This is a genomic window from Kribbella sindirgiensis (assembly GCF_004331435.1).
GTDB lineage: Bacteria > Actinomycetota > Actinomycetes > Propionibacteriales > Kribbellaceae > Kribbella > Kribbella sindirgiensis.
In genome coordinates, this window is the sequence record NZ_SJKA01000006.1 from 239,367 (window position 1) to 253,281 (window position 13,915).

General features: G+C 68.5%; 15 protein-coding genes and 1 pseudogene. 7 read left to right on the forward strand and 9 right to left on the reverse strand.

Features of this window, described 5'->3' with window-relative positions; all coding sequences use genetic code 11:
- Position 1: 1 nt before the first annotated feature.
- From E0H50_RS18940 to E0H50_RS18950, 3 genes are read right to left on the reverse strand one after another with little or no spacing between them, the layout of a single operon-like run.
- Positions 2 to 757, reverse strand: a complete 756-nt coding sequence (locus E0H50_RS18940; RefSeq protein WP_131290118.1) for a hypothetical protein — start codon at positions 755 to 757, stop codon at positions 2 to 4.
- 30 nt (positions 758 to 787) lie between these two features.
- A complete protein-coding gene (locus tag E0H50_RS18945; RefSeq protein WP_131290121.1) occupies positions 788 to 1,660 on the reverse strand; it encodes an aminoglycoside phosphotransferase family protein in 873 nt (290 codons plus the stop codon).
- A gap of 41 nt (positions 1,661 to 1,701) precedes the next feature.
- Positions 1,702 to 2,142: a MarR family winged helix-turn-helix transcriptional regulator gene (locus E0H50_RS18950; protein WP_131290124.1), complete on the reverse strand. Its 441-nt coding sequence runs from the start codon at positions 2,140 to 2,142 to the stop codon at positions 1,702 to 1,704.
- Between the two features lie 83 nt (positions 2,143 to 2,225).
- Here E0H50_RS18950 and E0H50_RS18955 point away from each other — a divergent pair, with 83 nt between their 5' ends.
- On the forward strand, positions 2,226 to 3,590 hold the full coding sequence (locus E0H50_RS18955; protein WP_131290126.1) for an FAD-dependent oxidoreductase: 1,365 nt from the start codon (positions 2,226 to 2,228) through the stop codon (positions 3,588 to 3,590).
- Positions 3,591 to 3,600: 10 nt separating this feature from the next.
- Here the strand turns inward: E0H50_RS18955 and E0H50_RS18960 are convergent, their stop codons facing one another.
- The gene (locus E0H50_RS18960; protein ID WP_131290984.1) at positions 3,601 to 4,059 is read right to left on the reverse strand and encodes a MarR family winged helix-turn-helix transcriptional regulator; all 459 of its coding nucleotides are present in this window, start codon (positions 4,057 to 4,059) and stop codon (positions 3,601 to 3,603) included.
- Positions 4,060 to 4,209: 150 nt separating this feature from the next.
- Here E0H50_RS18960 and E0H50_RS18965 point away from each other — a divergent pair, with 150 nt between their 5' ends.
- Entirely contained in the window at positions 4,210 to 4,779 is a 570-nt protein-coding gene (locus E0H50_RS18965; RefSeq protein WP_131290129.1) for a YceI family protein, read from the forward strand.
- A 27-nt stretch (positions 4,780 to 4,806) separates the two neighbouring features.
- Here E0H50_RS18965 and E0H50_RS18970 read toward each other — a convergent pair whose 3' ends face one another.
- Together E0H50_RS18970 and E0H50_RS18975 are read right to left on the reverse strand one after the other, a co-directional pair.
- A complete protein-coding gene (locus tag E0H50_RS18970) occupies positions 4,807 to 6,381 on the reverse strand; it encodes an alpha-amylase family glycosyl hydrolase (protein ID WP_131290131.1) in 1,575 nt (524 codons plus the stop codon).
- A gap of 11 nt (positions 6,382 to 6,392) precedes the next feature.
- Positions 6,393 to 7,118, reverse strand: a complete 726-nt coding sequence (locus E0H50_RS18975) for a sulfite exporter TauE/SafE family protein (RefSeq protein WP_165547208.1) — start codon at positions 7,116 to 7,118, stop codon at positions 6,393 to 6,395.
- A gap of 63 nt (positions 7,119 to 7,181) precedes the next feature.
- Between E0H50_RS18975 and E0H50_RS18980 the strand changes: the two genes are divergently transcribed.
- Complete coding sequence (locus E0H50_RS18980) at positions 7,182 to 7,808, forward strand: Crp/Fnr family transcriptional regulator (RefSeq protein WP_131290137.1); 627 nt, start codon at positions 7,182 to 7,184, stop codon at positions 7,806 to 7,808.
- Here E0H50_RS18980 and E0H50_RS18985 read toward each other — a convergent pair.
- Entirely contained in the window at positions 7,801 to 8,400 is a 600-nt protein-coding gene (locus E0H50_RS18985) for a TetR/AcrR family transcriptional regulator (RefSeq protein WP_202868213.1), read from the reverse strand. The genes E0H50_RS18980 and E0H50_RS18985 overlap by 8 nt on opposite strands.
- Positions 8,401 to 8,497: 97 nt before the next feature.
- On the opposite strand from E0H50_RS18985, the gene E0H50_RS18990 reads away from it, so the two are divergent.
- From E0H50_RS18990 to E0H50_RS19000, 3 genes are read left to right on the forward strand one after another with little or no spacing between them, the layout of a single operon-like run.
- A complete protein-coding gene (locus tag E0H50_RS18990) occupies positions 8,498 to 9,643 on the forward strand; it encodes an acyl-CoA dehydrogenase family protein (RefSeq protein ID WP_131290143.1) in 1,146 nt (381 codons plus the stop codon).
- 12 nt (positions 9,644 to 9,655) lie between these two features.
- A complete protein-coding gene (locus E0H50_RS18995; RefSeq protein ID WP_131290146.1) occupies positions 9,656 to 10,876 on the forward strand; it encodes an acetyl-CoA C-acetyltransferase in 1,221 nt (406 codons plus the stop codon).
- A complete protein-coding gene (locus E0H50_RS19000) occupies positions 10,876 to 11,634 on the forward strand; it encodes an SDR family oxidoreductase (RefSeq protein WP_131290149.1) in 759 nt (252 codons plus the stop codon). The genes E0H50_RS18995 and E0H50_RS19000 overlap by 1 nt, the downstream gene beginning before the upstream one ends.
- 11 nt (positions 11,635 to 11,645) lie before the next feature.
- On the opposite strand, the pseudogene E0H50_RS19005 reads toward E0H50_RS19000, so the two are convergent.
- Positions 11,646 to 12,293: pseudogene (locus E0H50_RS19005) on the reverse strand (TIGR03086 family metal-binding protein); the annotation flags it as partial.
- Here E0H50_RS19005 and E0H50_RS19010 point away from each other — a divergent pair.
- Entirely contained in the window at positions 12,246 to 13,217 is a 972-nt protein-coding gene (locus tag E0H50_RS19010; RefSeq protein WP_131290152.1) for a helix-turn-helix transcriptional regulator, read from the forward strand. The pseudogene E0H50_RS19005 and the gene E0H50_RS19010 sit on opposite strands and share 48 nt — an antisense overlap.
- Here the strand turns inward: E0H50_RS19010 and E0H50_RS19015 are convergent.
- Entirely contained in the window at positions 13,208 to 13,738 is a 531-nt protein-coding gene (locus E0H50_RS19015) for a hypothetical protein (RefSeq protein WP_131290155.1), read from the reverse strand. The two genes, E0H50_RS19010 and E0H50_RS19015, sit on opposite strands and share 10 nt — an antisense overlap.
- Positions 13,739 to 13,915 lie beyond the last annotated feature (177 nt).

Consider the following 13,915-nt stretch of genomic DNA (forward strand, 5'->3'; position numbering starts at 1 on the left):
GTCAGCCGTCGCCGCCACCGCCGCCCTCGAATCCACCGCCGTCGAAACCGCCTGCGTCGAAGCCGCCGAAGTCGTGCCCGCCGGTGTCGCCCCAGCCGCCGGGCATGCCACCCTGCGCCTGGAAACTGGCGATCGCGATGTAGCTCGCGCCCGCGCCGGCCGTGAAGTACCCCATGCCGTACGGCGCGATTGCGGCGCCGGCCTCCCAGTACGGGACCACGCGGCTGCCGTACCGGACATAGCGGACCTCTGGCTCGTCTCCGGAGCGGATGCGGGCGGCGTCCTGCGCACACGCCGGTACGGTCCGGGTGCCGACCTTCGGCTGGGTCCAGACGATGTCGGTCGTCGACGGCCCGTGCTGCGGGTTGAAGAAGCACGGCACGCGCCGCTCCGGCACCGGCTCGCCCCTCAGACGCGCCTGGACGCAGGTGATCGCGTAGCGCCCGGTCGCCAAGGTGTCGGTGACCGAGCTGATCCCGTCGGCCTTTCGGATCCCCTTGACGGCGCGCTGTGCCGCCTCGTACGCGTCGAGTGCGACCTGGTAGTCCGACCGCGCGTCCGGGTCGAGCGGGTGCCCTTCGACCTGCGTGTCCAGTCGCCGCAGCTCCTCGCCGAGCAGCGTCACGTCCTCATCGGCAAGCTTGCGGATCTCTTCCAGCTCCTCGGCGTCACCGCGTTGCGCGGCTCGCCGGTCCCAGAGGTACCGGCCCGCGAGTGCCACCCCTCCGCCCCCCAAGGCGGCAAGCAACCACCACATCTTCCGACGGTAGCGCCGGTGAGCAGCCGGCTAAACGGCCTGAGCTCGATAGTCGGCCAAAACGTTGTCAACGACTCGGAGATCTTCGGTGATGAGTGCCTTCCAGAGGGCCCAGCCGCGGGCGCGGGCCCAGGTGCCCGGATCCTGATCGACAGCATCCCGGAACGCGGCGCGCGACGAGCCGGAGAAGAACGTGTAGGCGATGACCAGGTCGCAGGCCGGGTCGCCGACACCCGACGTACCGAAGTCGATCACGGCGGACAGTTGGCCGTCCTGGACCAGCAGGTTGCCGTTGGCGATGTCGCCGTGGAACCACACGGGCGGCCGGTCCCATGACGTCGCCAGCGCCGTGTCCCAGACCTCACGCGCGAGGTCGGTGTCGATCCGGCCCTTCAGCACGGCGAGGGCCTCGAGCGTCTCGTCGTGGTAGTACTCCGGTGGCGCGCCGCGATGGAAGCTGTGCGCACCGGCGAGCGGTCCACCGGTCGCGTCGACGTCCTGCAGGGCCAGGATGAACGCCGCGATCGAGCGCGCGAAGTCGTCCAGATCGGTGATCCTCTCGACCGTCGCGGTCTCGCCCGGGATCCACCGCCGGATCGCCCACGGATACGGATAGCCCTCACCGGGCGCACCCTTGGCCACCGCCTCGGGAATCTCGACCGGCAGGTGCGGGCCGAGAACCGGCAGCCACCGGTGTTCCTTGTCGACTGCGGGCACGTAGCTCGAGTGCGTCGGCAGCCGTGCGGTCAGTCCGGAACCGAGCTGGTACGTGCGGTTGTCCCAGCCGTCGACCTTGACCGGCGTCACCGGCAGGTCGGCCCACTGCGGGAACTGCTGTGCGAGCAATCGCCGTACCAGCGCTGCGTCGATGCCGGCCCGGCCGTCCTGGTGAAATTCCGTCACACCGAGAAGGCTCCCGGAGCCCGGCGGCAGGCTCAAACGCTTTAGCTGCCGGCTTCAGCGACCGAGTCGGCGAGGAACTCCGAGATCGTCTTCAGCTCCTCGACGGAGCGGGTCGCCAGTACGGCGTGCATCCGCTCGCCCTGTTCGGCGTACAGCGGGACGAGCTTGTCCTGGATCGCCTCCATCGACGGCGTGACGACCACCTTGCGCCGGTCGCGGGGATCGGGCCGGCGGGTGACGAAGCCGTGTGACTCGAGCCGGTCGATGACACCGGTGACCGTGCCCGACGTGAGGCCGGTGTGTTCGGCGAGCTGGCGTGGCGTCAGCGGCCCGTACGTCTGCAGCAGCGTCATGAACTGGGAGTCGCTGGCACCGAGTCCGACCCTCGCCGACACGGAGTGGTTGTACAGCACCACCTCGGCGATGAATCGGATCAGCCGCTGCTGGATCTCGCCGGCGAGCTCTTCACGAGTACTGGTCATGGTCCGCCTCAGCATAGGGCTTGCATTTCTCTCGGATCTCCAAGATACTCGGATTTCCAAGATACTTGAAGGGATGAGAGATCATGAGGGTGCTGGTGATCGGCGGCGGGACCGGCGGACTCGCGTTGGCGCACGGGCTGCGGCGGGCCGGGATCGAGGTGTCTGTGTACGAGCGCGACGCGCTGCGGACGGACGGTCTGCACGGTTACCGGGTCGGGATCGACCCGGACGGCAGCCGGGCGCTGTACGCACTGCTGCCGACCGAGCTGTACGACACGTTCGTGGCCACCAAGGCGCGCGACCCGAAGTACTTCAACATGCTGACCGAGGATCTGAAGGAACTGCTCTCGCTGGAGCTGCCGGAGTCGACCGACCCGGTGGAGAGCGAGAAGTCGATCAGCCGGATGACCCTGCGGCAGGTGCTGCTGACCGGCCTCGACGGCATCGTGGAGTTCGGCAAGGAGTTCACCCGCTTCGAACAGCACGGTGACCACGTGACGGCGTACTTCGCCGACGGCACGAGCGCGACCGGTGATCTCCTGGTCGCCGCCGACGGATCAGGTTCCCGGGTACGCCGCCAGTACCTGCCGCAGGCGAAGACCGAGGAGACCGGGATCGTGGCGATCGCCGGCAAGCTGCCGATCACCGCGGAGAGCGCGAAACTCGTGCCGCCGAAGGTGTTCGAGGGGATCACGCTGGTCAACGCCCCGCGTGGTTTCGGCTGCATCCTGCACGTGATGGAGTTCCAGTGGGACCACGACGGGAACGTCAAGGACGGGATCGGCGGCAATACCGAGGAGCTGATCCGGCGCTGGCCCGGCCTGCAGTTCGACAACACCCGTGACTACATCAACTGGGGACTGTCGGCGGCCAAGGACAAGCTGCCCGCGAACATCATGGAGCTCCGCGGCGCGGAACTGATCAAGACGGCGCTGGACGTCACCCCCGGCTGGCATCCGAACCTGCGCCGGCTCTTCGAGCTGACCGATCCGGGGACCTGCTTCCCGGTGAACATCTGGACCTCGGTCCCGATCGACCCGTGGGAGAGCAGCAACGTCACGCTGCTCGGTGACGCGATCCACACCATGACGCCCGGTCGCGGCGTCGGTGCGAACACCGCGCTGCGCGATGCGGTGAATCTCTGCCGGAACCTGATCGATGTCCGTGACGGCAAGCAAGAACTGATCCCGGCCGTGCATGCGTACGAGGCTCGGATGATCGAGTACGGCTTCGACGCGGTGCTCAAGTCGCGTGCGCAGATGACGTCTGCCGATCCGGTGCACCAGCCGGGGATCGGCCGGCTGGCGCTGGCCGGCCTGCGTACGGCGATGCGCGCGGTCAATCACCTGCCGCCGGCCAAGCGCCGGATGCGCGATCGGATGATGACGTTCCGCGGCGCCGATCGCGACGAGCTGACGCTGGACATCACCCCGGCGCCACAGCCCTAACTGACGCTGACTAGCGCTGGCCGATGTGTTCGGAGACGGAGTCGAACACGCGGCCGACGGCGGCGAAGTCCTCGGGGCTCGCGAGGTCGACCAGGTTCTCCCGGACGCCCTCGACGTGGTACGGCGCGGCCTGCTCGAGCAGGCTGAAGCCCGCGTCGGTCAGCTCGGCCCAGACGCCGCGCTTGTCGCTCGTGCACGACGTACGGCGGACCAGTTCGGCCGCCTCGAGGCGGCCGACGGTGTGCGTCAGGCGGGATCGGCTCTGGTGCAGACGGTCGGCCAGGTCGGCCATCCGGAGCCGCCGGTCGGGCGCCTCGGAGAGCCTGACCAGGATCTCGTAGTCGTTGATACCGAGGCCGAACTGGCGCAGGTCGTCGTCGAGTTTGGCCATCAGGCGTGCGGTGCCCAGCAGGTACGCACGCCACGCGACCTGCTGCTCGGCGTTGAGCCACCGAGTCCCCCGGTCCATCTCAGTCTCCATCGTCACGGGAACAGTGTAGCGGGAATGTAGTTGACTTTTAAACCGTTACTGCCTACTGTCGTAGCCATCGGTTGAAGTTTTAACTATAACGGCTGCGTCGCCCCCGACCAGTACGCACTCCCTTCCCGAGAGGACCCCATGAGCGACACCACCACCGGCACCCCGACCAGCACCATCCCCGGCCTGGTCGCCGGCACGTACGCCCTCGACACCGCGCACAGCGAGGTCGGCTTCACCGTCCGGCACCTGATGACCAAGGTCCGCGGCACCTTCCAGGAGTTCGGCGGCGAGATCGTCGTCAAGGACTCGATCGAGGAGTCCACCACCAGCGTCGCGATCGAGCTGGCGTCGGTGCACACCCGCAGCGAGCAGCGCGACGGTCACCTGCGCTCCGGCGACTTCTTCGACGCCGAGAACAGCCCGAAGATGACCTTCGTCAGCACCGCGATCAAGCCCGAGGGCGACGACTACGTCCTGGCCGGCGAGCTGACCATCAAGAACGTCACCAAGCCGATCGAGCTCGCGGTCGAGTTCCTCGGTGTCGACCAGAACGCCTACGGCCAGACCGTCATCGGCTTCGAGGCCTCCGCGTCGATCAGCCGCAAGGAGTGGGGCATCGACTTCAACGTGCCGCTCGAGGGCGGCAAGCTCCTGATCGGCGACAAGGTGGACATCCACCTCGACGTCCAGGCCGCACTGCAGGCCTGATCCAAGCACTCCGCAGGACCCCGCACCTCACGAGGTGCGGGGTCCTGCGTGTGTGATCACGATTCCTTCGTTCGGGCGCAGGCTGCTGACCGACGCGGCTGCCGGCGGATGGGTGGACAGCACGATCCGGGCAGTGCTGGGCAGTGTGATCGGCTGATTGCTGCTCGAGAAGTTCAGGGCGACCAGGACGACGTTGTCGGCGGCTCGGCGTTCGAAGACCAGGACGTCGTCGGAGACCGACACCGTCCGGTATGACCCGGATCGGAGCGCGGTCGACGTCTGCCTGAGCCGTAGGAGTGAGCGATAGAGCGTCAGCATGGAGTTGGGCGAGGTCCCCTGCGACGCGACGTCGGCGGATGGCGGATGGGGCTCGGTCGGTAGCCAGGGGGTGACGTGGTCCGGGCAGAAATCCGCGTGTGGCGTGGGTGCCCAGCGCATCGGCGTACGTTGCGGGTCCCGGCCCATCGCCTGGTCCGGTAGCCGGCGGGCCAGCGGATCCTGGAGTTGTGAGTCGGGGATCGCGATGTCGCACATGCCGAGTTCTTCGCCGTAGTAGAGGATCGGCGTACCGCGCAGGGTGAGCAGCAGCATGGCCGCGACCCGGGCCCGGGTCGGTCCGACTCGGGTGGCGATCCTGCTGCGGTCGTGATTGCCCGTCGTCCAGTTCGGCCAGGCGCCCGGGGGCAGCAGACTCTCGTACTCCTCGGCCAGGCCGGCGATGGCCGACGGCGTCCACGGTGCCGACAGCAGGTGCATGTTGGACGGCAGGTCGATGCCGGCGTGGTAGCGCATCAGCTCGGCCAGCGGGAGGTATGTCTCGGACATCAGCACGGGGTCGCCGTGCTCAGCCAGCACCGCTCGCAGTTCGGTGATGACCTCCACGATGTCGGGCTGGTCGGTGGAGTGGATCGGGAGCAGCGAGAGGTACGGATCGTCGCCCGGCAGCCAGTCGGGATTCGGCGGGTTGTCGCGCCAGTGGGGATCCTTCAGCAGTTGCCGGAACGCGTCGATGCGGAACCCGTCGACACCACGCTGCAGCCAAGTGCGAAGTACGTCGTACTGCGCTGTGCGGACCGCTGGATTGCGCCAGTTGAGGTCCGGTTGCTCGGGGAGGTACGCGTGGTAGTAGTACTCACCGCGGTCGGCGTCGAACGTCCAGGCTGAGCCGCCGAAGAGCGACAGCCAATTGTTCGGTGGGCCGCCGTCGGCCGCGGGGGAGCGCCAGTAGTACCAGTCGGTGTGATCACGGCGTGAGCGCGATGCCTCGAACCACGGGTGCCGGTGGGAGGTGTGGTTCGGGACGAAGTCGACGAGTACGCGTAGGCCGTGCCGATGTGCCGCGTCGATCAAAGCTTCGGCGTCGGCGACGGACCCGAACAGCGGATCGACGCCGGTGTGGTCGGTCACGTCGTACCCGAAGTCGTCCATCGGTGACGGGTAGAACGGGGAGAGCCAGATCGCGGAGACGCCGAGATCGGCGAGGTAACCCAGGCGGCCGGTGACTCCAGCCAGGTCGCCGATGCCGTCATTGTTGCTGTCGGCAAACGATCGCGGGTAGATCTGGTAGATCGCGCCGGTCTGCCACCACGGTTGATCGGTCATGAGTACCTGTTTCATTGGAAGGCCGCGGCAACCGTGGCCGCGGCGGTCAGTGCGAGCAGGGTGAGCAGTGCCGTCTCGTAGCGGGCGGGGGTGAGGAGTCGGAAGACGAGCTTGCCGAGGGCCCAACCGCAGACGCCTGCCGCGATGAGGATCGGGACGCCGGGCGGTGGGTGCCAGGCGCCGGTGAGGCCGAGCAGCGCGAGCGAGAGCGGCAGTCGGATCAGGTTGGCGGCAACGATGGTGTCGCGGATCGTCCTGGCGTCGTCGTGACGGTGCATCAGGTAGAGCAGCAGCGGTGGACCTCCTGCCGTTGTTGCTGCGGTCAGGGCGCCCCAAGCGAATCCTGCCGCCGGACCCAGCCAGAGGTTGGTGACGACGATCCGGCGGCGCCGTAGGCGGTTGATGATTGCCAGGACGACGCTGGCTGCGATGGCCACCTGCAGCACCCTTGTGGGCAGCCGTGCCAGCAGTACTGCTCCGACGGCCAGGCCGGGGGCTGCGGAGAGACACACGACGCGCAGATCGGCCAGCGCCGGCCGCGGACGACTGCGATTGCCGAAGAGCGTGAGGCTGTCGACCACCGCACCGACGATGGTGATGGTGGTGACGGCCTGCACTGGTCCGAGGAGCGCGGACAACACCGGAGCGCTCAGCAGGGCGAAGCCGAAGCCAGTGCTCGACTGCAGGCCGGCGCTGACCAGGAGCACAACGGCGATCACTGCGAGGGATTCCTGCACGCACAGGACGGTAGGAGAGGCGCGGCAGGACGTCCGTATCAGTTGATACATCACAATGGGTCTGTGACCGACTACCGGTTGGCTGACGTTCCTTTGTTCGCAGCCCTCGCTCCTGAGATGTGTCGCAAGCTCGAACAGCTGAGCCGCGTCCGGCAGGTCCCGCGGGGGACCGTACTTGCTGTCGAGGGTGAGCCGGTCGACCGCCTCTTCGTCGTGCACGCAGGGCGGGTCGCGGCCTATCGGCACGCCGAGTCCGGCCGTCAGGCCCACATCCGCACGGACGAAGCGCCGGTGGTGATCGACAAGGCCACTGCGATCGCCGGAGACTCCCACCTGTTCACCTGGACGGTGTTGGCGGACGCCGTCGTGCGCAACCTGCCACGTGAGGTCTTCGGGGAGCTCCTGCAGACCGAGGCGTCGGTCGCGCTGCAGGCGGCGCGGCATCTGGCGACGCAGGCCAATCAAGCGCGTGACGACTACCTGACCGCGGCGACGGACAGTGCGCAGAGGCGGGTCCTGCAACGGCTGCGGTCGCTGTCCGACCCTGCTGGGACTGTGCGGCTTCCGGATGGGCAGGCCGGATTGGCGGACGAGCTAGGGCTCACGCGGGTGACCGTCAGCCGGGCGCTACATCAGCTGACCGACGACGGCCGGATCAGCATGCGTGGACGGATCATTCGGCTCAGCTGAGCACCATGCGGTGCGCGAGGTCGGCGTACAGCTTGCCGAGGGCTGCTGGGTCGCCGCGGTGGGGGGTGTACCAGCGGGCTACGTCGATGGACAGCGACAGTACGGCGAGGGTGGTGCCGGGCAGGTCGGCGACGTCGAAGGAGCCGTCCTGTACGCCGTCTGCCAGCACCTGCTCGATCTGGGCGGAGATGGCGCGGCGGATCGTGGCGACCTCGGCCAGATGTTCGGGGCTCAGTGCTGCCAGTTCGTACTGGACGACGCGCGCGATCGTGTGGTGCTGCGCGTGCCAGGCAGTGAAGGCAGCGACCAGCGAGCGCAGCCGGTCGGCGGGGGCCGGGCCGGTGTCGGCGGAACGCAGTACGTCGAGGGCCGCGTTGTGGCCGTACAGGCTGATCTCGAAGAGCAGGCGTTCCTTGGACGGGTAGTGCACGTACAGGGCGGCCGGGCTCATCCCGGCGCGGGAGGCGATGTCGCGGGTCGTCGTGGCCTGGTAACCGCGTTCCGCGAACGCGTCGACGGCGCCGGTGAGCAGCCGGCGAGCTGCGGCCGGTTGAACGTGCTCCCACACCAGGGGATCGGTGACTGCGGACACGTTGACACCTTGCACCAAACGCGTGAAGCTAAGCAAGCGCTTAGCGAAGCGGAAAATCGTACACAGCGCCACTCGTCTCATGCCTTGGGGAGGCCCCATGGAGCGCGTCATCTTCAACGAGGACCACCACGCATTCCGAGCCAGCGCGAAGGAGTACTGCGAGCGCTCGCTGGTGCCGCGGATGGACCAGTTCCTCGAAGAGAAGACGATCGACCGCGCCGCCTGGCTGGAGGCCGGCAAGCAGGGCTTCCTCGGGCTGGACGTGCCGGAGGAGTACGGCGGCTCGAGCGTCGGCGACTACCGCTTCAACCAGGTCTTCGCCGAGGAGGTGTCGAAGGTCTCCGCGTCGCTGTCGAGCTGCTTCGGCATCCATTACGACTGCGCCGCGCCGTACTTCGTCGACCTCGGCACCGAGGAGCAGAAGCAGCGCTGGCTGCCCAAGTTCTGCTCCGGTGAGTACGTCGCCGCGATCGGGATGACCGAGCCGTCGGGCGGCTCCGACCTCGCCGCGCTGAAGACGACCGCGAAGAAGGCCGACGGCGGCTGGGTGCTGAACGGGTCGAAGACCTTCATCACCAACGGCGACATGGCCGACCTGGTCATCGTCGCCGCCCGCACCGACCCGTCCAAGGGCGCGAAGGGCATCACGCTGTTCGTGGTCGAGGAGGGGATGGAGGGCTTCGCTCGCGGCCGGAAGCTCGACAAGGTCGGCCAGACCGAGTCCGGTACGTCGGAGCTGTTCTTCGAGGACCTGTTCGTCGGTGACGACAACGTGCTCGGCGAGATCGACCGCGGCTTCATCCACATGATGGAGCGGCTGGCGCAGGAGCGGATCGGCGCCGCCGTGTCGAACATCGCGCACGCGACCCAGATCCTCGACGAGACGATCGAGTACGTGAAGCAGCGCAAGGCCTTCGGCCAGTCCGTCGGCTCGTTCCAGTACAACAAGTTCCTGATCGCCGAGCTCGTCACCAAGGTCGAGGTCACGCAGGCGTACGTCGACAACGGCGTGGTCGCGCACGACGAGGACCGGCTGTCCGCGGTGGACGCCGCGAAGACCAAGTGGTGGAGCGCCCACGTCCAGAACGAGGTACTGGACGCGTGCGTCCAGCTGCACGGCGGGTACGGCTACATGAACGAGTACCGGGTGGCCCGCGCCTGGCGCGACGCCCGCGTGACCAAGATCTGGGCCGGCTCGAACGAGATCATGAAGGAACTCATCGGCCGCGACCTGGGCCTCTGAAAGGGAACTGACATGCCTGAAGCAGTCATCGTGTCCACGGCCCGCTCGCCGATCGGCCGGGCGTACAAGGGGTCGCTGACCACGATCCGGCCGGACGACCTCGCCGTGCAGATGATCAAGGCGGCGACCGAGAAGGTCGGGCTGACCGGGGACCAGATCGAGGATCTGGCGCTCGGCTGTGCGGAGCCGCACGACGAGCACGGCGGCAACATGGCGCGCCGGGTGGCGGTCCAGCTTGGCTGGGACAACACGCCGGCGACCACGGTCAACCGGTTCTGCGCGTCGTCGACGCAGACCGCGCGGATGGCGTACCACGCGATCAAGTCCGGTGAGGGCGACATCTTCGTCAGCGCCGGCGTCGAGTGCGTCTCGCGGTACAAGAACTTCGGCTCCGCAGGGGTCGGCGACCCGAGCTCGTTCAACGAGGTCTTCACCGACGCGGTCGCGCGGACCGAGAAGTACGCCGAGACCAACGAAACCTGGCACGACCCGCGCGCGGACGGGCTGATCCCGGACATCTACATCTCGATGGGTCAGACCGCCGAGAACGTGGCGACGCTGCGGGGTATCAGCCGCGCGGACCAGGACGTGTTCGGCGTCCGCTCGCAGAACCTGGCCGAGAAGGCGATCAACAACGGGTTCTTCGAGCGGGAGATCACGCCGGTGACGCTGCCGGACGGGACCGTGGTGAGCAAGGACGACGGTCCGCGTGCGGGTACGACGCTGGACAAGGTCAGCCAGCTGAAGCCGGTGTTCCGTCCCGACGGCACGGTCACGGCCGGCAACTGCTGCCCGCTGAACGACGGCGCCGCCGCGGTGGTGATCATGAGCGACACCAAGGCGCGTGAGCTCGGTCTGACGCCGCTGGCGCGGATCGTGTCGACCGGTGTCAGCGGGCTGTCGCCGGAGATCATGGGCCTCGGTCCGGTCGAGGCGTCGAAGCAGGCGCTGGCGCGGGCCGGGATGAGCATCGACGACATCGACCTGGTCGAGATCAACGAGGCGTTCGCGGTCCAGGTGATCGGGTCGGCGCGTGAGCTCGGCATCGACGAGGACAAGCTGAACGTGCACGGCGGCGCGATCGCGCTCGGCCACCCGTTCGGCTCGACCGGCGCGCGGATCATGACCACGCTGGTGAACGGCCTGCAGTTCGAGGACAAGCAGTTCGGTCTCGAGACCATGTGCGTCGGCGGCGGCCAGGGGATGGCGATCGTCCTCGAGCGCCTCAGCTGATGGGCCTGGACGGCCGGACGGCGATCGTCACCGGAGCCTCCCGCGGGATCGGGCTGGCGATCGCGCAGCGCCTGGTGGCCGACGGCGCGCGCGTCGTCATCACCGGCCGCACCCAGGAGACCCTCGACGAGGCGGTCAAGACCTTGGGCGGCCGGAAGCACGCACTGGCCGTGGCCGGCAAGGCGGCCGACCCGACGCACCGGGGCGCGGTCGTGGCGGCAGCGGTGGCGACGTACGGGTCTGTGGATCTGCTGGTCAACAACGCCGGTATCAACCCGATCTACGGGAAGTTGCTCGACGTCGACCAGGCGGTCGCGGCCAAGATGGTGGACACCAACGTGCTGGCCACGATCGCCTGGGTGAAGGCCTGCCGGGACGCGTGGATGCGCGCCCACGGCGGGGCGGTGGTGAACCTGTCCTCGGTGGCCGGCCTGGGGCCGTCGCCGGGGATCGGGTGGTACGGCGCGACCAAGGCGATGCTGTCCCGGGTCACACAGGAGCTCGCTGTCGAGCTGGCTCCGGAGATCCGGGTGAACGCCGTGGCTCCGGCGGTGGTGAAGACCAAGTTCGCCGGAGCGCTCTACGAAGGGCGTGAGGACAAGGTGGCGTCGACGTACCCGCTGCGTCGGTTGGGCCGGCCGGAGGACGTCGCCTCGCTGGTGTGGTTCCTGCTGTCCGACGAGGCGTCGTGGATCACCGGCCAGACCGTCACGATCGACGGCGGCCTGATGCTGAACGGCGGGATCGCCCAGGGCTGACGGCCCTGCCAACCGGCGAGCTGGTCGTACGGCGACGCGTCGCCGGGCACCGGTACGACGGGACCGAACGGCACGTGCCCGCCGCGCTGCTCGGCCGGGACGTACTGGCGGACCATCGGAAGCACCTGTGCCGCCAACTCCTCGTCCAGCTGGTCGCGGCGTCCGGTTGCCGTGGCCAGGTCCCAGGCGTGAGTGGCGAGCTCACCGGTGTACGCACCGATGGCAGCTGCGCCGGGCAGCGTGCCCCAGGGGAGCTTGCAGATGCGTCCGAGGACCGAGTCGTCGGCCAGGGTGGTGTCGAGGGCGACGCGGCGTTCCTTCCAGGCTGCCGGTACGTCGTCGACTCCTGTGGTGACGACGGGGATGGTCAGGGGGTCGCCGCCGTTCAGTGCCAGGTTGATCCGCGCGGAGACTGTGAGCAGGTGGCCCAGCAGGGTGCGGACGTCGTACTCGTCGCAGGGGGTCGGTAGGTCGAGGTCGTCGGGTCCGGTGGTGTTGACGAGCTGCTGGGTCTGGTCGAGGGCGCGGACGAACAGTGCGCGTGGGTCGTTGGTCATGGAGACAGCTTCGCGGGGTATATACGACATCTTCTGTCCCATATTGTTGGTGACATGCGAGCGGACCGGTTGTTGCAGATCATCCTGTTGCTGCAGCGGCATGAGCGGTTGAGTGCGCGGGACCTGGCCGAGCGGCTGGAGGTGTCGACGCGGACCGTCATGCGGGACATGGAGGCGTTGTCGGCGGCCGGCGTGCCGGTGTACTCCGAGCGGGGGCGCAACGGGGGCTGTGTGTTGCTGCCCGGGTACCGCGCCGATGTGAGTGAGCTGACGCCGCGCGAGGCGCAGGCGTTGTTCGCATGGTCCGGGCGGGCGGCGTTGTCGGAGGAGCTCGGGCTGCAGGATGCGCTGCGCTCGGCGATGGGGAAGCTGTCCGCGACGTTGCCGGTGGAGCTGCAGGGGGACGCGGACGCGTTGTCGGGTGCGATCGTCGTGGATCGGCGGCGGTGGTTCGCGGAGGCGGAGGACACCGGTGCGCTGCCTGTACTGCGGCAGGCGGTCGTCAAGCGGCGACGGGTACGGCTGCGGTACGCGTCGGCGAGTGAGGGCGTTCAGCAACGAACTGTGGACCCGTGGGGGCTCGTCGAGCAGGCGGGGCGGTGGTACCTGGTGGCGGCGCATCGCGGGGCGGCCCGGATGTACCGGGTGTCTCGCGTCGAGCAGGCCGACGTACTCGAAGAGGCGGCGGATCGGCCCGACGGGTTGGACGTCCGGGCCGAGTGGGAGCGGCTGCGGTCCGGGCTCGAGCGGCAGATGCCGGTCGGGGTCGACGTACTGGCCCGGGTGCGCCCGGAGCGCGTCGAGATCGTACGGCGGATCGCTACACCGATGCTGGCGAAGGGCGAGGTGGCGCGCGACGTGCCGAGCGACGACGAGTGGCCGCACCTACGCATGCACTTCCGCGTGCGGGAGGCCGCCTGCGGCGTACTGCTGGGGTTCGCCGGTGATGTCGAGGTGCTCGAGCCGGCTGACATCAGGGCCCGGATGCTGCAGCTGGCTCAGGCGGCGGTGGAGACCTACGCCTGACGGGTGGCGACGAACGTCTGCCGCAGGATGACGTTGCCGTCAGCATCGATGTCCTCGTTGCGCCAGTGGAAGGCGCCCGCGGTGATATCGGTGAACGCCCAACGAGTGTTGGCGGTCTGCGACTCCAGGGTGATCGTGTCCGCGGTCGCGTGCGCGACGAACGGCATCACGAACGCCGCCTTCGGGCCCATCCAGGTCGACCGGAAGGCCTGCAGTTCCGGATCGTAGATGCGCACCGACAGACCCCACTCGCCGTCGCCGTCGGTGGCGCGCGCCGCTCGGCTCGGGGTGATCCAGATGTCCGCGACCGCTCGTCCGTCGAGGGCCCAGGCGAAGTGCCACTCACCCTTCGTCGTACGGGTGGTCGCGCCGCTCTCGTCGTACCAGGCGACGTCGAGGTCCCAGCTGCCGATCAGCGGGGCGAACGGGCGGAAGGCGTCGGCGTACTCCGGGCGGGGGGCGTCGGCGACCATCAGCTCGGCGAGCGTCCGGGCAGCGGCCGCGCCGTCGGGGATCTGCATGCGTCCAGCCTAGATGCGGACGCCCCGCCGCCGGTGACCCCGTCGCGTGAAACCACGATGGCACTTCCGGCGGTCGGGGCATTCAGTCCGACAGCACCGCGCCACTCTAGTACGAGTTCGGTGCACAGCCGAATCACGGGAGTCGCGCGATCACGTCTCTTAATACGTGGCGAGCGT

Bases quoted from the DNA above. Each gene is read 5' to 3' on its own strand.
- E0H50_RS18960 (WP_131290984.1), bottom strand. From the start codon at position 4,059: ATGGACCGGGGGACTCGGTGGCTCAACGCCGAGCAGCAGGTCGCGTGG.
- E0H50_RS19015 (WP_131290155.1), bottom strand. From the start codon at position 13,738: ATGCAGATCCCCGACGGCGCGGCCGCTGCCCGGACGCTCGCCGAGCTG.
- E0H50_RS18940 (WP_131290118.1), bottom strand. From the start codon at position 757: ATGTGGTGGTTGCTTGCCGCCTTGGGGGGCGGAGGGGTGGCACTCGCG.
- E0H50_RS18955 (WP_131290126.1), top strand. From the start codon at position 2,226: ATGAGGGTGCTGGTGATCGGCGGCGGGACCGGCGGACTCGCGTTGGCG.
- E0H50_RS18950 (WP_131290124.1), bottom strand. From the start codon at position 2,142: ATGACCAGTACTCGTGAAGAGCTCGCCGGCGAGATCCAGCAGCGGCTG.
- E0H50_RS19010 (WP_131290152.1), top strand. From the start codon at position 12,246: ATGCGAGCGGACCGGTTGTTGCAGATCATCCTGTTGCTGCAGCGGCAT.
- E0H50_RS18970 (WP_131290131.1), bottom strand. From the start codon at position 6,381: ATGACCGATCAACCGTGGTGGCAGACCGGCGCGATCTACCAGATCTAC.
- E0H50_RS18965 (WP_131290129.1), top strand. From the start codon at position 4,210: ATGAGCGACACCACCACCGGCACCCCGACCAGCACCATCCCCGGCCTG.
- E0H50_RS18995 (WP_131290146.1), top strand. From the start codon at position 9,656: ATGCCTGAAGCAGTCATCGTGTCCACGGCCCGCTCGCCGATCGGCCGG.
- E0H50_RS19000 (WP_131290149.1), top strand. From the start codon at position 10,876: ATGGGCCTGGACGGCCGGACGGCGATCGTCACCGGAGCCTCCCGCGGG.
- E0H50_RS18990 (WP_131290143.1), top strand. From the start codon at position 8,498: ATGGAGCGCGTCATCTTCAACGAGGACCACCACGCATTCCGAGCCAGC.